This is a genomic window from Streptomyces sp. NPDC047061 (assembly GCF_040643955.1).
Taxonomy (GTDB): Bacteria; Actinomycetota; Actinomycetes; order Streptomycetales; family Streptomycetaceae; genus Streptomyces.
On the sequence record NZ_JBEYVI010000003.1, the window covers coordinates 35,223 to 54,883 of the forward strand.

General features: G+C 70.3%; 16 protein-coding genes and 1 riboswitch. Of the genes, 12 read left to right on the forward strand and 4 right to left on the reverse strand.

Annotated elements, in window-relative coordinates:
• Positions 1–58 precede the first annotated feature (58 nt).
• The 5 genes from ABZ887_RS06225 to ABZ887_RS06245 all read left to right on the forward strand — a co-directional run bounded on the left by ABZ887_RS06225 (position 59) and on the right by ABZ887_RS06245 (position 6,601).
• Positions 59–871, forward strand: coding sequence for a cytochrome c (locus ABZ887_RS06225; protein ID WP_361283444.1), 813 nt, complete (start codon positions 59–61; stop codon positions 869–871).
• The gene (locus ABZ887_RS06230) at positions 868–1,932 is read left to right on the forward strand and encodes a Rieske 2Fe-2S domain-containing protein (protein WP_361283446.1); all 1,065 of its coding nucleotides are present in this window, start codon (positions 868–870) and stop codon (positions 1,930–1,932) included. The genes ABZ887_RS06225 and ABZ887_RS06230 overlap by 4 nt, the downstream gene beginning before the upstream one ends.
• On the forward strand, positions 1,929–3,566 hold the full coding sequence (locus tag ABZ887_RS06235; protein WP_361283448.1) for a ubiquinol-cytochrome c reductase cytochrome b subunit: 1,638 nt from the start codon (positions 1,929–1,931) through the stop codon (positions 3,564–3,566). The genes ABZ887_RS06230 and ABZ887_RS06235 overlap by 4 nt, the downstream gene beginning before the upstream one ends.
• A gap of 132 nt (positions 3,567–3,698) precedes the next feature.
• Positions 3,699–4,763, forward strand: coding sequence for an anthranilate phosphoribosyltransferase (gene trpD, locus ABZ887_RS06240; protein WP_361283450.1), 1,065 nt, complete (start codon positions 3,699–3,701; stop codon positions 4,761–4,763).
• 188 nt (positions 4,764–4,951) lie between these two features.
• Positions 4,952–5,068: riboswitch (SAM riboswitch) on the forward strand.
• Between the two features lie 171 nt (positions 5,069–5,239).
• Positions 5,240–6,601, forward strand: a complete 1,362-nt coding sequence (locus tag ABZ887_RS06245; protein WP_361283452.1) for an aminotransferase class V-fold PLP-dependent enzyme — start codon at positions 5,240–5,242, stop codon at positions 6,599–6,601.
• Between the two features lie 42 nt (positions 6,602–6,643).
• On the opposite strand, the gene ABZ887_RS06250 is transcribed toward ABZ887_RS06245, so the two are convergent.
• A complete protein-coding gene (locus ABZ887_RS06250; RefSeq protein WP_089101146.1) occupies positions 6,644–6,925 on the reverse strand; it encodes an Lrp/AsnC ligand binding domain-containing protein in 282 nt (93 codons plus the stop codon).
• Complete coding sequence (locus ABZ887_RS06255; RefSeq protein WP_361284579.1) at positions 6,922–7,665, reverse strand: rhomboid family intramembrane serine protease; 744 nt, start codon at positions 7,663–7,665, stop codon at positions 6,922–6,924. The genes ABZ887_RS06250 and ABZ887_RS06255 overlap by 4 nt, the downstream gene beginning before the upstream one ends.
• 153 nt (positions 7,666–7,818) lie before the next feature.
• Between ABZ887_RS06255 and ABZ887_RS06260 the strand changes: the two genes are divergently transcribed.
• From ABZ887_RS06260 to ABZ887_RS06280, 5 genes are all read left to right on the forward strand, one after another.
• Positions 7,819–8,058 carry a hypothetical protein gene (locus tag ABZ887_RS06260; RefSeq protein ID WP_189947664.1) on the forward strand — a complete coding sequence of 80 codons (240 nt, stop codon included), beginning with the start codon at positions 7,819–7,821 and terminating at the stop codon, positions 8,056–8,058.
• A 39-nt stretch (positions 8,059–8,097) separates the two neighbouring features.
• A complete protein-coding gene (locus ABZ887_RS06265; protein ID WP_361283454.1) occupies positions 8,098–9,441 on the forward strand; it encodes an NYN domain-containing protein in 1,344 nt (447 codons plus the stop codon).
• A 210-nt stretch (positions 9,442–9,651) separates the two neighbouring features.
• Positions 9,652–10,686 carry an NlpC/P60 family protein gene (locus ABZ887_RS06270; protein ID WP_361283456.1) on the forward strand — a complete coding sequence of 345 codons (1,035 nt, stop codon included), beginning with the start codon at positions 9,652–9,654 and terminating at the stop codon, positions 10,684–10,686.
• Positions 10,687–11,125: 439 nt separating this feature from the next.
• Positions 11,126–12,145: an NlpC/P60 family protein gene (locus ABZ887_RS06275; protein WP_361283458.1), complete on the forward strand. Its 1,020-nt coding sequence runs from the start codon at positions 11,126–11,128 to the stop codon at positions 12,143–12,145.
• Positions 12,146–12,175: 30 nt separating this feature from the next.
• Positions 12,176–13,372 (forward strand): hypothetical protein, encoded by a 1,197-nt coding sequence (locus tag ABZ887_RS06280; RefSeq protein WP_361283460.1) that lies wholly within the window; start codon positions 12,176–12,178, stop codon positions 13,370–13,372.
• 17 nt (positions 13,373–13,389) lie between these two features.
• On the opposite strand, the gene ABZ887_RS06285 is transcribed toward ABZ887_RS06280, so the two are convergent.
• Positions 13,390–14,625 (reverse strand): glycosyltransferase family 87 protein, encoded by a 1,236-nt coding sequence (locus ABZ887_RS06285; protein WP_361283462.1) that lies wholly within the window; start codon positions 14,623–14,625, stop codon positions 13,390–13,392.
• A gap of 114 nt (positions 14,626–14,739) precedes the next feature.
• On the opposite strand from ABZ887_RS06285, the gene ABZ887_RS06290 reads away from it, so the two are divergent.
• A complete protein-coding gene (locus ABZ887_RS06290) occupies positions 14,740–15,882 on the forward strand; it encodes a glycosyltransferase family 4 protein (RefSeq protein ID WP_361283464.1) in 1,143 nt (380 codons plus the stop codon).
• 212 nt (positions 15,883–16,094) lie between these two features.
• Complete coding sequence (locus ABZ887_RS06295; protein WP_361284582.1) at positions 16,095–17,678, forward strand: GMC oxidoreductase; 1,584 nt, start codon at positions 16,095–16,097, stop codon at positions 17,676–17,678.
• A gap of 19 nt (positions 17,679–17,697) precedes the next feature.
• Here the strand turns inward: ABZ887_RS06295 and ABZ887_RS06300 are convergent, their stop codons facing one another.
• Positions 17,698–19,494, reverse strand: coding sequence for an AMP-dependent synthetase/ligase (locus tag ABZ887_RS06300; RefSeq protein ID WP_361283466.1), 1,797 nt, complete (start codon positions 19,492–19,494; stop codon positions 17,698–17,700).
• Positions 19,495–19,661 lie beyond the last annotated feature (167 nt).

Genomic DNA, 19,661 nt, shown 5'->3' on the forward strand with positions numbered 1-19,661 from the left:
TAGCAGCGCGCACTTTCCAGAAGCATCGACGCAGAAGATCCTGACACCGGGGTAATCCGTGAAAAAGCTCTCCGCACGACGACGCCATCCGCTGGCGGCGGTCGTCGTCCTACTCCTCGCGCTGGCATGCACAGGAGGGCTGTACGCCGCGTTCGCACCCGCGGGCAAGGCGCAGGCCGATGAAACATCCCAGTCCCTGACCATCGAGGAGGGCAAGAAGCTCTTCTCGGTCAGCTGCGCCAGCTGCCACGGCACCGGGGGGCAGGGCTCGTCCGACGGCCCCAGCCTGGTGGGCGTGGGCGCCGCGGCCGTGGACTTCCAGGTCGGCACCGGCCGTATGCCGGCCGCCACCTCGCAGGGCCCGCAGGTCGTCGCGAAGAAGAACATCTTCACCCAGGCCCAGATCGACCAGCTCGCGGCGTACATCGCCTCGCTGGGCGCCGGTCCCGAGGTCCCCACCTCGGAGCAGTACGGCCCGGACGGTGCCGACATCGCCAAGGGTGGCGAGCTCTTCCGCACCAACTGCGCGCAGTGCCACAACTTCGTGGGCTCGGGCGGTGCGCTGACCAAGGGCAAGTTCGCGCCGGACCTGAAGGGTGTCGACCCGAAGCACATCTACGAGGCCATGCAGACGGGCCCGCAGAACATGCCGTCCTTCCCCGACACCACGCTGACGGAGAAGAACAAGAAGGACATCATCGCGTACCTGAACGCGGTCAACAGCAGCAACACGGAGAACCCCGGCGGTCTCGACCTGGGCGGCCTCGGGCCGGTCAGCGAGGGTCTGTTCGCGTGGATCTTCGGTCTCGGTGCACTGATCGCGGTCGCCGTCTGGGTCGCCGCTCGGACCGCAAAGGCCAAGAAGTCATGAGTAGCCAAGACATTCCAGAAGAGAACCTGCCCGCTGAGCAGGGCCACGCGCACGCGCACACCGCCGTGACGGTGGCGGACGAGAAGGACCCGTTCTCGGATCCCGGTCTGCCGCCGCACGAGCACCGGATCCAGGACATCGACGAGCGGGCCGCCAAGCGGTCCGAGCGCGTCGTGGCCATGCTGTTCACGGTGTCGATGCTGGCCACGGTCGGCTTCATCGCCTCCTATGTGACGATCCCGAAAGACAAGTCGATCTTCGTCTTCCCGATCGGTCACATCAGCGCGCTGAACTTCGCGCTGGGCCTGACCCTCGGTGCGGCGCTGTTCTGCATCGGCGCGGGCGCGGTCCACTGGGCCCGCACCCTGATGTCCGACGTGGAGGTCGCCGACGACCGGCACGCCATCTCGGCCGAGCCGGCGGTCAAGGCCAAGGTCCTGGCCGACTTCAAGCAGGGTGCCAAGGAGTCGGCGATCGGCCGGCGCAAGCTGATCCGCACCACCATGTTCGGCGCGCTGACCCTGGTCCCGCTCTCCGGCGTCGTGCTGCTGCGCGACCTCGGCCCGCTGCCCGGCACCTCGCTGCGCCACACGGCGTGGTCGAAGGGCAAGCTGCTCGTCAACATGAACACCAACGAGCCGCTGCGTCCCTCCGACGTCGCCGTCGGCTCGCTGACCTTCGCCAAGCCCGAGGGCGTCGAGGAGTCCCAGGAGGACTTCCAGAACGTGATGGCGAAGGCGGCCCTGATGATCATCCGGCTGCAGCCGGACAACATCAAGGACAAGCGCGAGCTGGAGTGGTCGCACGAGGGCATCGTCGCCTACTCGAAGATCTGCACCCACGTCGGTTGCCCGATCTCCCTGTACGAGCAGCAGACCCACCACGTGCTCTGCCCGTGCCACCAGTCCACCTTCGACCTCTCCGACGGAGCCCGAGTGATCTTCGGCCCGGCCGGTCACGCCCTGCCGCAGCTGCGCATCGGCGTGAGCGAAGAGGGTTACCTCCAGGCGCTCGGCGACTTCGAGGAGCCCGTCGGTCCTGCATTCTGGGAGCGCGGATGAGCACTTCAGAGAACTCAGAGTCCCGCGAGCGCGGGAAGGCACCGGCCGGCGAGCGTGTCGCCGACTGGGCCGACGGACGGCTCGGGATCTACTCCCTGGCCAAGTCCAACATGCGCAAGATCTTCCCCGACCACTGGTCGTTCATGTTGGGCGAAGTGTGCCTGTACAGCTTCATCATCATCATCCTCACGGGTGTGTACCTGACGCTGTTCTTCCACCCGTCGATGAACGAGGTGGTGTACCACGGCAGCTACGTCCCGCTCCAGGGACAGCTGATGTCCGAGGCGTTCAACTCGACCCTGCACATCTCCTTCGACGTGCGCGGTGGTCTGCTCATCCGGCAGATCCACCACTGGGCCGCGCTGATCTTCCTCGCCGGCATGTTCGTGCACATGATGCGTGTGTTCTTCACCGGCGCGTTCCGCAAGCCGCGTGAGATCAACTGGCTGTTCGGCTTCCTGCTGTTCGTCCTCGGCATGTTCACCGGCTTCACCGGTTACTCGCTCCCGGACGACCTGCTCTCCGGCACCGGTGTCCGCTTCACCGAGGGCGCCATCCTGTCGATGCCGATCGTCGGCACGTACATCTCGTTCTTCCTCTTCGGCGGGCAGTTCCCCGGCCACGACTTCGTGGCGCGGTTCTACTCGATCCACATCCTGCTGCTGCCGGGCATCATGCTCGGCCTGGTCGTGGGCCACCTGATCCTGGTCTTCTACCACAAGCACACGCAGTTCGCGGGCCCCGGAAAGACCGAGAAGAACGTCGTCGGCATGCCGCTGCTGCCGGTCTACATGGCCAAGGCCGGAGGCTTCTTCTTCCTGGTCTTCGGTGTCATCGCGGCCATCGCGGCGACCACCCAGATCAACCCGATCTGGGCCATGGGCCCCTACCGCCCGGACCAGGTGTCCACCGGCGCCCAGCCCGACTGGTACATGGGCTTCGCCGAGGGCCTGATCCGCTACATGCCCGGCTGGGAGATCAACTTCTGGGGCCACACCCTGGTCCTGGGCGTCTTCATCCCGCTGGTCCTGTTCGGGCTGGTGCTGGGCGCGATCGCGCTCTACCCGTTCATCGAGTCCTGGGTCACCGGCGACAAGAGCGAGCACCACATCCTGGACCGGCCGCGCAACGCCCCGACCCGTACCGGGTTCGGCGTCGCCTGGGTGACCGTGTACATGATCGGCCTGATCGGTGGTGGCAACGACCTCATCGCCACCCACTTCCACCTGTCGATCAACGACGTGACCTGGTTCGTCCGGATCTTCTTCTTCGCCGGACCGGTGATCGCGTTCATCGTGACCAAGCGCATCTGCCTCGGCCTGCAGCGCCGGGACCGCGAGAAGGTGCTGCACGGCCGCGAGACCGGCATCATCAAGCGGCTGCCGCACGGTGAGTTCATCGAGGTCCACGAGCCGCTCTCGCAGGAGCAGCTGCACACCCTCACCGCGCACCACCAGTACGAGCCGGCCCAGGTCGGCCCGGCGGTCGACGAGAACGGCGTCGAACGCAAGATCAAGGGGTCCGAGAAGCTCCGCGCCAAGCTGAGCAGCGCCTACTACGGCGAGGACAACCAGATCCCGAAGCCGACCGTCGAGGAGTACAAGGAGATCACGAGCGGCCACGGCCACCACTGATCCACCGCGTCGCCACGCCACAGCCGAAGGGCCCCCGTCCGCACCGCGGACGGGGGCCCTTCGCGGTGCCCGGAGCTGGATAGGGTAGGCCGTGAGACCTTCATTTCGCGTACGACGATCAGGAGCGGCCCTATGAGCGCTGTGACCCCCGCTGGAGGCGACACCGCGGCGGGCCGTTCCTGGCCCGACGTACTGAACGCGCTGCTGTACGGGCAGGACCAGAGCGCCGAGGCGACGGCCTGGGCGATGGACCAGATCATGCGCGGCCAGGCCACCGACGCCCAGATCGCCGGCTTCGTCGTCGCCCTGCGCGCCAAGGGCGAGACGGTCGAGGAGATCAACGGCCTCGTCCGCACGATGTACGAGCACGCCAACGTCATCGAGGTGCCGGGCCGCACCGTCGACATCGTCGGGACCGGCGGGGACGGCGCCAAGACGGTGAACATCTCCACGATGTCGGCGCTGGTGGTGGCCGGCACCGGGGCGAAGGTCGTCAAGCACGGCAACCGCGCGGCCTCCTCCGCGTCCGGTGCCTCCGACGTCCTGGAGAAGCTGGGCGTCAACCTCGACCTGACCCCGCAGCGGGTCGCCGAGGTCGCCGAGGAGGCCGGCATCACCTTCTGCTTCGCCATCAAGTTCCACCCGGCGCTGCGCCACGCGGGAGCCGCCCGCGGCCAGCTGGGCATCCGCACGGTCTTCAACATCCTCGGTCCGCTGACCAACCCCGCGAAGGTCCGGGCCCAGGCGGTCGGCGTCGCGGACCCGCGCATGGCCCCCGTGGTCGCGGCCGTCTTCGCGGAGCGCGGCAACTCCGCCCTGGTCTTCCGCGGCGACGACGGCCTCGACGAGCTGACGACGACCGCCACGTCCCACGTCTGGATCGTCCGCGACGGCAAGGTCACGGAGGAGACCTTCGACCCCCGTGACGTCGGCATCGACCTGGTCCCCGTGGAAGCGCTGCGGGGCGGCGACCCGTCGTACAACGCGGAGGTCGCCCGCAGGCTGCTGGACGGCGAGCAGGGGCCGGTACGGGACGCGGTGCTGCTGAACTCGGCGGCCGCCCTGGTGGCCCTCGACCCGGGCGCCGGGACGCTCGCCGGGCAACTCCGGGCGGGCATGGACAAGGCCGCGGAGTCGATCGACTCGGGCGCGGCCAAGCGCGCACTGGAACGCTGGGCGGCGGCGACGCACAAGTAGAGGCGGCGAGGGGTCCGGCACTGCCGGGCTCCGTCGTCGCGGCTGATCGCCGGTGCTCGAGATTCTTTCCGCCGCGACGGCGATCAGCCACACACCTCCTCTTCGGCGGTGCCGGCCGGCCAGACCCCCGTCCCGTCATCCGGACAGGAGTTGCGCGTCGGCGATCACTTCACCTACGTTTCCTTCCAGGTCATGAGTGACAGTCATGAGGCCCCGGCCGACTGTCCGGCAACCCTCCGTCCGTGGCGGGGTGCCCCGGGTGAGGACCAGGCCGTGGGCAGCGAGGTCCACGGCAAGCGCGGACCCCTCGAACACCAGGGGTCCTGGTCGTCGAGGAGCCTCCCGTGAGCAAGCGAATGCGATAGGGCCGCAGAGCCCCGCCTCCGCATCCCCTTTTCCTTTTTCTCCGTGCTGGAGCCGCGCTCGTCCGCGCGCTCGCACGGCGATTCCGCCTTGCCTCTCACGGGAGTTCCGCCATGTCCGTCTCCACCGTCGCCTCCGTACAGACCATTTGTGCCCCGTTGCCCGTTCTGGGGTGTGATGTCACCGTCCCGCTCGTCACCGGCGGTGAGGTCACCTATGCGGCCCTCGACTACGCGGCCAGCGCCCCGGCCCTCCAGCGGGTCTGGGACGACGTGGCCGCCTACGCGCCGTACTACGGCAGCGTCCACCGCGGCGCCGGCTACCTCTCCCAGCTGTCGACCGACCTCTTCGAGAACGCCCGGAAGACCGTCGCCGAGTTCCTCGACTGCCGCCCCGACGACCAGTTGGTCTTCACCCGCTCGACGACGGACTCCCTGAACCTCCTGGCCCGCGCCCTCCCCGCGGACTGCCAGGTCTTCGTCTTCGAGACCGAGCACCACGCGAGCCTGCTCCCCTGGAAGGACGCCCGGGTCACCTGTCTCGACGCCCCGCGGACCCCGGCGCAGGCCGTCGAAACCCTGGAGAAGGCCCTCGCCGACCGCGACCCCCACGGCCCGGCCCTGGTCTGCGTCACCGGTGCCTCCAACGTCACCGGCGAGCTGTGGCCGGTCCGCGAGCTGGCGGCCGCCGCGCACGCGCACGGCGCCCGGATCGTCCTGGACGCCGCCCAGCTGGCCCCGCACCACCCCGTGTCCGTCCGCGACCTGGACGTCGACTGGGTCGCCTTCTCCGGCCACAAGCTGTACGCCCCCTTCGGCTCCGGCGTCCTCGCCGGCCGCGCCGACTGGCTGCTGGCGGCCGAGCCCTACCTCGCGGGCGGCGGCGCCAGCCGCAAGGTCACCAGGCGCGAGGACGGGGGAGTGGCCGTGGAGTGGCACGAGAGCGCGGCGCGGCACGAGGCGGGCTCCCCGAACGTCATCGGCGCCTACTCCATCGCCTCCGCCTGCAAGGCGCTCACCGAGGCCGGCTTCGACACGCTGGTCGCCCGCGAGCGGTACCTGATCGAGAAGGTGCGGGCGGGGCTGGCCGAGGTCCCCGAGGTCCGGGTCCTCTCCCTCTTCGGCGACGACGCCCCCCGCGTCGGCGTGATCAGCTTCGTGGTGGACGGCTGGAACAGCTCCCACTTCGCCGCCGCCCTCTCCGCCGAGTACGGCATCGGCGTCCGCGACGGCCTCTTCTGCGCCCACCCGCTGGTCAGGACGCTGCTGGGGTCCGACCCGCAGACCCAGGGCGAGTGCGGGGCGCCGGAGGCGGCACAGGGCGAGAAGTCCCTCAACGCCATCCGCGTGAGCTTCGGCGCGGGGACGCCGGACGAGCATGTCGAGCGCTTCGTGAACGCCGTGCGGGAACTGGTGACCGAGGGCGCGAAGTGGTCGTACCGCACGGAGGAAGGCCGCTGCGTCCCGGCGGTCTGATCAACGCGCCCCTTTGGGGCGCGCTGCAGTCGGCGGCGCTTACTAGCTGTCCAGCCCGATCGCGAACGCCGCTTCCAGGTCGTGCTGGGAGTACGTGCGGAACGCGACGTGCGTGTCCGTGGCCTCCACGCCGGGGATCTTGCTGATGGAGCCGGGGATGACCTCGGCCAGGTCCTCGTGCTGCTTGACGCGGACCATGGCGATCAGGTCGTAGGTACCGGTGACGGAGAAGACCTCGCTGACGCTGTCCAGCGCGGCGATCCGTTCCGCGATCTCGGGGATCCGGTCCACGCTGGTCTTGATGAGGACGATCGCGGTGATCACGGCTGGTTCTCTCCCTCGGGTGCCGGAGCTGGGGCGACCTTCACTTTAGTCCTACGGCCGTACCGCACCCACGCGTAGCCGAACCCGAGCCCGAAGCCGATCAGGTGGGCGAGGTAGGCCACGCCGGGGCCGGAGGGGGCGTCGTTCAGGGCCAGCCACTGCAGGGCCGCCCAGAAGGGGAGGACCACCCAGGCCGGGAAGCGGAGCGGGAGGAAGAAGAGGAAGGGCAGGAGGCTGGTCACGCGGGCGCTGGGGAACAGGTACAGGAACGCGCCGAGGACCGCCGAGATCGCACCGGACGCCCCCACCAGCGACTGCGGGGACGTGGCGTTGGCGGCCGCGTACCCGAGCAGCGCGAGGTAGCCGCAGCCGAGGTAGAAGAGTGTGAACTCCACGCGGCCCATCCGTTCCTCGGTCATCGCCCCGAAGACGAAGAGGAAGAGCATGTTGCCGAGCAGGTGCACCCAGCTGCCGTGGATGAACAGCGCCGTGGCCGGGGTGAGCGCCTCCCGCGCCGGACCGTCGAACAGGCCGGCGGGGACCACCCCCCAGCGCCGGAAGTACGCCCGCTGCGCGGCCGCCAGGGCCTCTCCGGTGCCGTAGGACGGGGTGAGGCCGGAGGCGGGGCCGAGCACGAAGATCAGGCAGCACACGGCGATCAGGGTGTACGTCATGGGCGCGGACGTGCCCCGCAGGCTCCGCAGGGTCCGCGCGGCCGTCGTGTTCCAGTTGCCGATCATGGACATAGAGCATGGCGTAACGGGATGCACCGGTGCAGATCGCCTCGCCGCCGCAGACGGGGCGGCATCGAGTACCCGCCAGGCCGTAGGGTTACGAGCCACACGCGTCGGGACGGCGCGTCACGGACACTAGAAGGAAGCGAACAAGCCACGATGACGGTTCCCCTGCCGACCGCCACGACGCGGTGGCGCTGCACCCTCTGCGGCAACCTCACGCGCTTCGACGTGACCCGCTCGTCGAAGGTGGTCGAGTACGTGCACCTCGACCTGGCCGGTGAGCCCAGGGTCGAGGAGCGCGAGGTGGTCAGTGAGACCATCGAATCGGTGCGCTGCCGCTGGTGCAACGCGGTGGACCAGGTGGAACTCGTGGACAGGCCGGGCGCCGACTCCTGAGACCGGGAGCGGCCCCGCACAGGTGATGGGGTGTGACGGATGGTGGAGACCACAGGCGGGGGGCCGGGCGACGGCACCGCCGAGGTGCTTGACCGTCCGTTGCCCGACGGTGTGCGACGGCGGGTCGTGCAGATCGTGTCGGACGGTTTCGGCGGGCTGACCCTCGCCGAACTGCCCGCACAGCTGCGGCAGTACGCCCGGTTCGCCCCGAATCGCCGGGCCAAGTTCGCCGGGAACGCGATGGCGGCCGCGCTGGAGACGGACACCCTCTTCCGGCAGCGGATCGGGGAGAAGCTGAGAGAGGCCCAGCCGGAGCTGGCCGGCGCCCTGGACTCCGGCTCCCCGCCCCCGGCCGCGGACCCGCTCGATGTGGCGGCCGCGGCCTATGTACTGCGTCCCACGGGCTGGGTGAAGCTGGTGGCGGCGGCCGGCGAGGAGGCCCAGCGGGCCGACGCCGAGCGGGCCGACGAGGAGAGCCGTGCCGAACTGGAGCGGCTGCGCGAGGAGCTGGACCGGGCTCGGGAGCAGGGCCGCGCCGAGACCGAGCGGCTGCGCACCGAGCTGGACGCGGCCAAGAGGGAAGCGGAATCGCTTCATCGCAAGCTGCGGGCCGCCCTGAGCGACGTCAAGCGCGGTGAGGCCGCCCTGCGCAAGATGCAGGCGGGGATGGAGGCGGGGCGGACCGAGGGGCAGGCCCAGGTGTCCGCCGCCGAGAGCGAGACCCGGCGGCTCAAGGCCCGGCTCGGCGAGGTCGAGGCGGCCCTGGAGGCCAGCCGCCGGGCCGCCCGCGAGGGACGCAGCGTCGAGGACATGCGGCTGCGGCTGCTGCTCGACACCGTTCTCGACGCGGCCCAGGGGCTGCGCCGGGAGCTGGCCCTGCCGCCGGTGTCGGTGCGGCCCGCCGAGACCGTGGATGCGGTCGAACCGGGACGGATGACCCCGAAGGACATCGCGGCGCGTGCGTTGTCCGAGAACGACCCGGCCATCCTCAGCCAGCTGCTCGCCCTTCCCCAGGCGCACCTGGTCGTCGACGGCTACAACGTGACCAAGACCGGCTATCCGCAGATGCCGCTGGAGAAGCAGCGGCTGCGGCTGCTCGGCCAGCTCTCCCAGCTCGCCGCCCAGACCGGCGCCGAGGTCACCTGTGTCTTCGACGGCGCCGAGCTGGCCGCGCCGGTGCTCCTCGCCCCGCCGCGCGGCGTCCGCGTCCTCTTCTCCAAGCCCGGTGTCACGGCCGACGAGTTGATCCGCCAGCTGGTGCGGGCCGAGCCGCCGGGCCGCCCGGTGATCGTCGCCTCGACCGACCGGGAGGTCGCCGACGGGGTCGCGAAGGCGGGTGCCCGTCCGGTGGCTTCTGCGATGCTTCTGAAGAGACTGTCCTGAACGTGCAATCCGCATATGCAATGCCCGAATTGACCGAACCGTCACGCAACGTAGCGTCAATCGCGCATTACTGCTCGTGAGTTATATGCAAAGAGTGCGTTGCGTGACGACTTTTTTGGCTGCTGGGTTTGAACTGATCACAGGTAGGTCACTAGGGTCTGGCCTCGAACCTCCACACGGGTGATCACTCAAACGAAGGAGCCCGTCTCCGTGGCGTCCCATCGTCGACCCAAGCAGCCGAGTCGTGCGCGCGTGACCGTGCTCACCACCGCAGCCGCCGCCGCCGTAGTCCTCAGCGCCAACGCCGCCAACGCGGCGCCCAGCGAGAAGCTGAGCAAGGACGAGGTCAAGGCGAAGGTCGACAAGCTCTACGAGGAGGCCGAGCAGGCCACCGAGAAGCTCGACGGGGCCAAGGACAAGCAGCAGAAGCTGCAGAAGGAAATATCCACGATCCAGGACAACGTGGCCCGTGGTCAGGAGGAGCTCAACAAGCTGCGGGACAGCCTCGGTTCGCTGGCCACCGCGCAGTACCGCTCCGGCGGCATCGACCCGTCGGTCCAGCTCTTCCTCTCGTCCGACCCGGACGACTACCTCGACAAGGCGTCCACGCTCGACCAGTTGAGCAGCCAGCAGGTCGAGGCCCTGAAGAAGATTCAGGACAAACAGCGCGAACTCGCCCAGGAGCGGGCAGAGGCCTCCGACAAGCTCAAGGACCTCTCCGCCACCCGCACCGAGCTGGCCAAGCAGAAGAGCGCCGTCCAGTCCAAGCTCGCCGACGCGCAGAAGCTGCTCAACACGCTGACCGCCAAGGAGAAGGCGGCCCTCGACGCCGAGCAGGCCCAGGCCGCCAGCCGCGCCTCCTCGCGGGTGGACCTCGGCAACACGGGCTCCGCCTCCAGCCGGGCCGCCGCCGCCTTCGCCGCCGCCCAGTCCGTGATCGGCTCGCCGTACGTCTACGGCGCCTCCGGCCCGTCCTCCTTCGACTGCTCGGGTCTGACCTCCTGGGCCTACGCCCAGGCCGGCGTCACCATCCCGCGCACCTCCGAGGCGCAGGCCAACGCCGGCACCCGCATCTACAGCCAGAGCGACCTCAAGGTCGGCGACCTGGTCATCTTCTACGGCGACTACCACCACGTCGGCCTGTACGCCGGCAACGGACAGGTGCTGCACGCCCCGCACACCGGCGCCGTCGTCCGCTACGAGTCGATCAGCAACATGACCTTCGAGTTCGGCGTCCGGATCTGATCTGACCCCACCGGGTTACGCCGACACCCGTACGGCCGAAGATCAACTTGCCGTGGCGCCCGAACGGGCGAATCGCGGCAACCGGAACTGACTCCACGCCCCGCCGGTGACCTGCGTCAGCGGCGGGGCGTCACGTTTCCGTGGCCGCGGAGGTCTTTGGCCGTTGGCCGGTCGTATGGCTAGCATCGCCGCGTTCGGCGACCGAGTCGTCGGACCTACCGCCGGACGGGCGGGAAGTCACGCCTGCGGAGGCCACGTAGGACCAGCCCTCATGGGTTGGCGGCGGCCTGTGAAACAGGAACCCGTGGTGGCGCCGCTGTGCGGTGCGGACCGGAATTCCCCGTCTTCGGGCGGGGGAGGGCGTCAATGTCTGGCGCGTTTCCCCCTGTACCCGGGGGAGACCGTCGGCGTCCGACAAACGGAAGGGGTGCCGTTTCCTGTGGGGTCTCATCGCCGTCTCGCACCGTCGTCCGGATTCAACCGGGGCGCCGGTGCCGCTCTCTGCGTGCTGTCGGCCGCGGCCGCCGCGCTCGGTGCCGTACCGGCGAGCGCCGCCCCGCACGCCGACAGCCGTGCCGAGGTGGACCGGCTGTACAGGCAGGCCGAGGAGGCGACCCAGGCCTACGACAAGGCCGACGAGCGGGCCGGCACGCTGCGCCGCGAGGTGCACGACTCCCAGGACCGCATCGCCCGCCAGCAGCAGCGCATCAACACCATGCGGGAGGCGCTCGGTTCGCTCGCCGGCGCCCAGTACCGCTCCGGCGGCATCGACCCCACCGTGGCCCTGCTGTTCTCCGACGACCCCCAGGAGTACCTGGACCGGGCCTCCCTCCTCGACCGCATCGACGTCCGCCAGGCCGGACAGCTCAGGCGGCTCCAGGCGGCGATGCGCGAACTCGCCCAGGAGCGCACCGAGGCCGCCGGGCAGCTCGCCGAACTGGAGCACAGCCGCCGCGCGGTCGCCTCCCACAAGGCCGTCGTGGAGGACAAGCTCGCCAGGGCCCGGCGACTCCTCAACGCGATGCCCGCCGCCGACCGCGCCGCCTTCGAGCACGCCTCCCGCGGCGACGGCCGGGCCGACCTGCCCGACCTCTTTGGCGTCGCCGCCCCCGACGGCCGCGCCGCCGCCGCGATCGCCGCCGCCCGCTCCGCCCTCGGCAGGCCCTACGTCTGGGGCGCCAGCGGCCCCTCCGGCTTCGACTGCTCGGGCCTGATGCAGTGGTCGTACGCCCATGCCGGGATCCACCTCCCGCGCACCTCGCAGGAGCAGCGCTACGCCGGCCACCAGGTCCCGCTCTCCCAGGCGCAACCCGGTGACCTGGTCGTCTACCGCTCCGACGCCAGCCATGTGGCCATGTACGTCGGCAACGGCCAGGTCATCCACGCCCCCTATCCGGGCGCCCCGGTCCGCTACGACCCGGTCGGAATGATGCCCGTCTCCTCCGTCACCAGGCCCTGACTTCCGGGCCCCGACCCGTACGATCGGAAAGTGGCTGGTCATGGACGGGCGTGGCGCTCAGCGGCGGCGGGGCTGTGTCTGCTGCTCCTGCCGCTGGCCGGATGCGGCGGCGGGCAGTCGTCGACCGGCACGGCGATGGCCGCCGTGCAGCAGGTCCTGGACCGCCGCGCGGCCGCGGTCCTCGGCCACGACGAGAAGGCGTACGCCGAGACCGGCACCCGGAGCTCGTACGCGGACCTGCGGGCCGTACCGCTCGCCGACTGGAGCTACCGGCTGACCGCCCTCCACCCCGACGGCGCCGGCGCCACCGCCGACGCACAGCTCAGCTACCGGATCCAGGGCTACGACAAGGCACCGGTCACGGCGGACCGGACACTGACCCTCAGCCGCACCGCCGACGGACAGTGGTATGTCACATACGACAAGCCCGCCAAGAAGTCCGCGCAGCAACTCTGGGACCAGGGCAAGGTCACCGCCGTCAGGAGCACCCACGCCCTCGTCCTGGGCGTCGGCCAGTCCGGGGCCACGCTGCGCGGCTACGCCCGGCTCGCGGACACCGCCGTCCCCGAGGTCTCCAAGGTCTGGGGCACGGACTGGACCCGGCGGGTGGTCCTGCTCGTACCCGGGTCGCTGAACGGGATGGCCGGCCTGCTGGGCGCCCCCGCCTCCAACTACCGGGGCATCGCCGCCGTCACCACCGGCGAGGCGGGCGGCTCGGGTCAGACGCCCGCGGACCGGGTCATCCTCAACCCGGAGGCCTACGCCGGCCTCGGCTCGGTCGGCAGACAGGTCGTCCTCACCCACGAGACGACCCACGTGGCGACCCGCGCCCACACCACGGCGGCCACCCCGCTCTGGCTCTCCGAGGGCTACGCCGACTGGATCGGCTACCGCGACACCGGCCGCACGCCCACCGAGGCCGCACCGGAACTCGCCCGCGCCGTCGAGGCCGGCGACCTCCCCGAGAACCTCCCCGCGGACCAGGACTTCGGCTTCACCGACGACCCCACCAAACTGGCCGAGGCCTACGAGGGCGGCTGGCTGGCCTGCCGGATGATCGCCGGGCACTGGGGCGAGGAGAAGCTCGGCGCCTTCTACCGGGCCGTCGGCGCGCACAGGGAGCGCGCGGGCGCGGTCGAGGACGCCCTGAAGACCGAACTCGGCACGACCCTGCCGGACTTCACCGCCCGCTGGCGCGACTACCTGACGGCCCAGCTCGGCGACTGAACGGGCCGCACCCGGGCTCAGGGGGAGACCGGGGTCTCCTTCGTGCGGGTGGCCTGGGCGGGGAAGGGGGCGACGGCGGTCTCGGTCACCGTGGCGCGCCACAGCACGCGGGCCGCCGTGACCGTCGCCGCGAGCAGGAGGCCGTTGCGCAGGACGAGCAGGAAGATGCCGTACCAGTCGCTGACCACGACGTGCGAGAAGCCGACCGGGAACTCCAGGACCGTCACGAAGGTCGCCAGGAGGAGCAGGACGGCCGGGAGGGTCATGCGGCTGGCGCGGAAGCAGAGGCAGACGGCGGCCAGGCCCACCAGCCACACCATGTACTGCGGGCTGATCACCCGGCTGGTGACCGTGAACATCAGGACGGCGGTGAAGGCCGCGTCCGCGAGCGTGTGGGGCCGGAAGCGGACGGCCGACAGCCGCCACAGCAGCAGCCAGCCGAACGCGAGCACGGTGAGCAGCAGGGCCGCCGTGCTCACCGCCTGCACGTCCGGGCCGAGGAACTCGATCGAGCCGTAGTTGAGCAGCACCTCGCCGTGCCAGCCGAAGTGCCGGGCGACGTGGAAGACCAGCGCGCCCAGGGACTCCACCTCGGTGCCCCGGTCCCGCTGGAAGGTCAGGAACGAGAACGCGCCCGGCATGGCCACCGCGAACAGCGTGCCGACCGCGCCCGCCGTGACGGCCGCCGACGCCCAGGCCCGCCGCCGTACGGCACCCACGAGCAGCAGCGCCGGCCACACCTTGACCATCGCGCCGAAGCCGGCCAGCGCGCCCATGACCCGGGGGTGCCGGGCCCCGGCGAGCAGCGCGGCGACGGCGACGGCGGTGACCATCAGGTCGTAGCGGGAGTAGACGGTCGGGCCGAGGAGCGGGACACCGAGCACCCAGACCAGGGCGCCGCGCAGGGTCCGGCCGGGGCGCACGCCGGCGTAGAGCAGGAGGGACAGGACCACCAGGTCGGCCAGGCAGGCCAGCACGAAGAAGGCGGTCGGGTAGTCCAGGAAGGGCAGCAGCGCGGGGGAGAGGATCGCCAGGGCGGCCGCGGGCGGGTACTGCCAGGTGACGTCGTCCAGAGGAAACGTTCCGTGCCGCAGGACCTCGTACCAGCCCTGGTAGATGACGGACACGTCGGTGGTGACGTCCGCGCCGGGGAACACGAACACCTTCAGGACGAACAGCAGCAGCACCAGCCGGGTGGCACCCCAGGTGACCAGCAGCAACGCCAGGGCCCGCCGCACGCCCGTCCTGTCCACCTGAGCCCCTGTCCGTCGGCATCGCCGTGTCGAGTGGGCCACATGATCTCCCGACGTCCTGTGCGGGGGCCATGAAGCACGGCCGAACGCCCTGTGCGGGTATGGTCTGCGGCGATGCACAAGACGCTCATCGTGACCAATGACTTCCCGCCCCGGCCGGGCGGCATCCAGGCCTTCCTGCACAACATGGCCCTGCGGCTGGACCCCGAGCGGCTCGTCGTCTACGCGTCCACGTGGAAGCGGGGCCGGGAGGGCGCCGAGGCCACCGCCGCGTTCGACGCCGAGCAGCCCTTCACCGTCGTACGCGACCGTACGACGATGCTGCTGCCGACGCCGGGGGCGACCCGGACGGCGGTCGGGCTGCTGCGGGAGCACGGGTGCACGTCCGTGTGGTTCGGGGCGGCGGCTCCGCTCGGGCTGATGGCGCCGGCGCTGCGCAAGGCCGGGGCTCAGCGGCTGGTCGCCACCACCCACGGGCACGAGGCCGGCTGGGCGCAGCTGCCCGCGGCCCGGCAGTTGCTCGGGCGGATCGGGGACGCGACCGACACGGTCACCTACCTCGGCGAGTACACACGGTCCCGGATCGCGACCGCGCTGAGTGCGGAGGCGGCGGAGCGGATGGTGCAGTTGCCGCCGGGGGTGGACGAGAAGACCTTCCATCCCGGTTCCGGGGGCGCCGAGGTGCGGGCGCGGCTGGGGCTGAGCGAGCGGCCGGTCGTCGTGTGCGTGTCGCGGCTGGTGCCGCGCAAGGGGCAGGACACGCTGATCCTGGCGATGCCGCTGATCCTGGCCGCCGAGCCGGACGCGGTGCTGCTGATCGTGGGCGGCGGGCCGTACGAGAAGGAGCTGCGGCACCTGGTCCGGGAGACCGGGGTCGAGGCGTCGGTGCGGTTCACGGGGGCCGTGCCGTGGTCCGAGCTGCCCGCGCACTTCGGCGCGGGTGACGTGTTCGCCATGCCGTGCCGGACCCGGCGGGGCGGGCTGGACGTGGAGGGGCTCGGGATCGTGTACCTGGAGGCGTCGGCGACGGGCCTGCCGGTGGTGGCCGGGGACTCGGGCGGGGCGCCGGACGCGGTGCTCGACGGGGAGACCGGGTGGGTGGTGCGGGGCGGGTCCCCCGAGGAGGCCGCCGAGCGGATCGTGGCGCTCCTGGGAGACGCCGAGCTGCGGCAGCGGATGGGGGAGCGGGGGCGGCGGTGGGTCGAGGAGAAGTGGCGGTGGGATCTCCTTGCGGAGAGGCTGAAGGCGTTGTTGTAGAGGGTTGGGTCGCGTTTCGTCCGCGGGTGCGTTGTGGCTGGTCGCGCCCACGCGGCGGCAGCCGCATGTCAAACAACAGCCCCGCGCCCCTTCGGGGGCGCGTTGTCACTAACCCTGTCGCAGGGCTAGGCGGAACCGGAAAATCCGCACATGCTGCGCGCATGACAGCAAAACTGATGCAGCGTCAGCTGACCAGACGTCACATCCTGGGCATGATCGCCCTCCAGACCGCCGCCGCGGCCGGTCTCACCCGTGTCGGACTCCAGTCGGCGCAGGCCGCCGAGGAAGCGGCCGACGTCACCAACGCCCCGGCCATCGTGGTCGGTTCCGGGTACGGCGGGGCCGTGGCCGCGCTCCGGCTCGGGCAGGCCGGGATCCGGACCGTCATGATCGAGATGGGCCAGCTGTGGAACACGGCCGGCTCCGACGGCAAGATCTTCTGTTCCACCGCCGCCCCGGACAAGCGCTCCATGTGGTTCAAGACCCGCACCGAGGCGCCGCTCGCCACCTTCCTCTGGCTGGACGTCGTCAACAAGGACATCGCCTCCTACGCGGGGGTGCTCGACCGGGTCCACTACGACAACATGTCCGTGTACGTGGGGCGCGGTGTCGGAGGCGGGTCGCTGGTCAACGGGGGGATGGCGGTCACCCCGCTCCAGTCGTACTTCGCCGAGCAGTTCCCGACCGTGGACGCGAGCGCGATGTACAACACGTACTTCCCGCGCGCCCGCACCATGCTGGGCGTCAACACCATCGACTCCACCTGGTTCGAGTCGACCGAGTGGTACCAGTTCACCCGGACGTCCCGGAAGGCCGCCGCCAACACCGGGCTCAAGACCACCTTCGTACCCAACGTCTACGACTTCGGCTACATGCAGCAGGAGGCCGCCGGCACCGCCACCAAGTCCGCGCTCGCCCAGGAGGTCATCTACGGCAACAACTACGGCAAGAAGAGCCTCGACAAGACCTACCTCGCCGCCGCCCTCGGCACCGGGAACGTCACCATCCACACCCTGGAGAAGGTCAAGACCATCACGAAGGCGAGCGACGGCTCGTACGTGCTGAGCGTGGACCGGATCGACACGAGCGGGAACGTCGTCGAGAGCAAGCAGTACAGCTGCACCTACCTGTTCCTCGGCGGCGGGAGCCTCGGGACCACCGAGCTGCTCGTCCGGGCCCGGGACACCGGTGCGCTGCCCGCGCTCAACTCCAGTGTGGGAGGCGGCTGGAGCACCAACGGCAACACCATGCTCGGGCGCGCGAACCACATCTGGGACACCACCGGGGCCAACCAGGCGACCATGCCGGTCATGGGCATCGACGACTGGGCCAACACCGACAACCCGGTCTTCGCCGAGATCGCCCCGCTGCCCATCGGGTTCGAGACCTGGGTGAGCCTCTACCTGGCGATCACCAAGAACCCCCAACGGGCGTCCTTCACCTACGACTCCGCGAGCGGCGGGGTGAAGCTGGGCTGGACCGCGGCCCAGAGCGCGGTCTCGGTCGCCATGGCCAAGAAACTGTTCGACCGGATCAACACGGCCAACGCCACGATCTACCGGTACGACCTGTTCGGCTCGTCCAGCAAGGTGTTCGCGGACGACTTCTGCTACCACCCGCTGGGCGGCTGCGTACTCGGGCAGGCGACCGACGACTACGGGAGGGTCAAGGGGTATTCCAAGCTGTACGTCACGGACGGCTCGCTGGTGCCCGGGAACATCGGCGTGAACCCGTTCGTCACCATCACCGCGCTCGCCGAGCGGACGATGGAACGGGTTCTCGCCCAGGACTTCTGAGCACACCCCGAGTGCCCCGCTACTTCTGGTAGATGGCCTCGATCTCGTCCGCGTAGTCCTTCGCCACCACGTTGCGCTTGAGCTTCAGGGACGGCGTCAGGTGGCCCGACTCCTCCGAGAACTGGGAGGACAGAATGCGGAACTTCCGCACCGATTCCGCCTTCGACACCGCGGCGTTGCCGTCGTCGACAGCGGCCTGGATCGCCGCGATCAGATCCGGGTCGTCACGCAGCGACGCCGCGGTGGAGCCCGCCGGTTTGCCGTGGTCGTCCGCCCAGCGGCCCAGGAACTCGTCGTCGATGGTGACCAGCGCGCCCACGAACGGCCGCCCGTCGCCCACCACCATGCACTCCGCGACCAGCGCGTGCGCGCGGATCCGGTCCTCGATCACGGCCGGGGCGACGTTCTTGCCGCCCGCGGTGACGATGATCTCCTTCTTGCGGCCGGTGATCCTGAGGTAGCCGTCCTCGTCCAGGGTGCCGATGTCCCCGGTGTGGAACCAGCCGTCGGCCAGCGCCTCGGCGGTCGCGGCCGGGTTGTTCCAGTACCCCTTGAACAGGTGCTCGCCGTGCAGCAGCACCTCCCCGTCGTCCGCGATGCGGATCACCGAGCCGGGCAGCGGCTGCCCGACCGTGCCGATCTTCTGCCGGTCCCAGGGGTTGAACGCGGTCGCCGCACAGGACTCGGTCAGGCCGTAGCCCTCCAGGACCGTGAAGCCGATGCCGCGGAAGAAGTGGCCCAGCCGCTCGCCGAGGGGGGCGCCGCCGGAGATGGCGTACTCGCCCTTGCCGCCGAGCACCGCGCGCAGCTTGCTGTAGACGAGCTTGTCGAAGGTCTTGTGCTTGATCTTCAGGCCGAGGGCCGGGCCGGACGGGGTGTCCAGCGCCTTGCTGTACGCGATCGCGGTGTCCGCGGCCTTGTCGAAGATCTTGCCCTTGCCGTCCGCCTGCGCCTTGGCGCGCGCCGAGTTGTAGACCTTCTCGAAGACGCGCGGGACGCCGAGGATCAGCGTCGGCCGGAAGGCGGCCAGTTCGTCGGTGAGGTTCTTGATGTCCGGGACGCAGCCCAGCTTGATCGGCGCCATCATCGGGGCGATCTGGACCAGCCGGCCGAAGACGTGCGCGAGCGGGAGGAAGAGGAGGACCGAACACTCACCGGTGCGGAACAGGGGGCGCAGGCGCTCGACGATGTTGCCGCACTCCGCGAAGAAGGCGCGGTGGGTGAGGACGCAGCCCTTGGGGCGCCCGGTGGTGCCGCTGGTGTAGACGATGGTCGCCGGGTCGTCCGCCTTCGCCTGCGCGCTGCGCTCGTCGACGGTGGCGTCGGTGACCCCCTGGCCGAGCCGGCCCAGCTCCTCCAGCGCGCCGGCCTCGATCTGCCAGACGTGCTTGAGGGCGGGCAGCGTCTCGCGCACCGACTCGACGGCGGCCGTGTGGCTGTCGAGTTCGACGATGCAGGCGGTCGCGCCGGAGTCGCTGAGGATCCACTGCACCTGCTCCGGCGAGCTGGTCTCGTACACCGGCACGGTGACCGCGCCGGCGCTCCAGATCGCGAAGTCGAGGAGCGTCCACTCGTACCGGGTGCGGGACATCAGGCCGACCCGGTCGCCCGGCTGGATGCCGGAGGCGATGAGGCCCTTCGCGGCCGCGTGCACCTCGGCCAGGAAGGCGGTCGCGGTCACGTCCGTCCAGACCCCGCCGACCTTGCGGGCCATGACGGCGACGTTCGGATGCTGCGCGGCGTTTCTGCGGACGATGTCGGTCAGATTGCCGTCCGCGGGGACCTCGTACAAAGCCGGAAGGCTGAACTCGCGCAAGACTGCTGCTCCTCATAGGGCGCCGACGCCACGACGTTGTGCGATGCGACGGTGCGGTCCAAGGCTCGGGCAGGTGCTCAGGGCTTCGCCACGGGCTGGAAGATCCGTTGGTTGAAATCCTGAGCACGACTGGACTGCCCGGACGTTACCCGCCGGTATGGCTTCTT

Coding starts and splice junctions, on each gene's coding strand:
- trpD (WP_361283450.1), top strand. CDS start 3,699: ATGAGCGCTGTGACCCCCGCTGGAGGCGACACCGCGGCGGGCCGTTCC.
- ABZ887_RS06230 (WP_361283446.1), top strand. CDS start 868: ATGAGTAGCCAAGACATTCCAGAAGAGAACCTGCCCGCTGAGCAGGGC.
- ABZ887_RS06255 (WP_361284579.1), bottom strand. CDS start 7,665: ATGATCGGCAACTGGAACACGACGGCCGCGCGGACCCTGCGGAGCCTG.
- ABZ887_RS06265 (WP_361283454.1), top strand. CDS start 8,098: ATGGTGGAGACCACAGGCGGGGGGCCGGGCGACGGCACCGCCGAGGTG.
- ABZ887_RS06290 (WP_361283464.1), top strand. CDS start 14,740: ATGCACAAGACGCTCATCGTGACCAATGACTTCCCGCCCCGGCCGGGC.
- ABZ887_RS06295 (WP_361284582.1), top strand. CDS start 16,095: ATGATCGCCCTCCAGACCGCCGCCGCGGCCGGTCTCACCCGTGTCGGA.
- ABZ887_RS06235 (WP_361283448.1), top strand. CDS start 1,929: ATGAGCACTTCAGAGAACTCAGAGTCCCGCGAGCGCGGGAAGGCACCG.
- ABZ887_RS06245 (WP_361283452.1), top strand. CDS start 5,240: ATGTCCGTCTCCACCGTCGCCTCCGTACAGACCATTTGTGCCCCGTTG.
- ABZ887_RS06260 (WP_189947664.1), top strand. CDS start 7,819: ATGACGGTTCCCCTGCCGACCGCCACGACGCGGTGGCGCTGCACCCTC.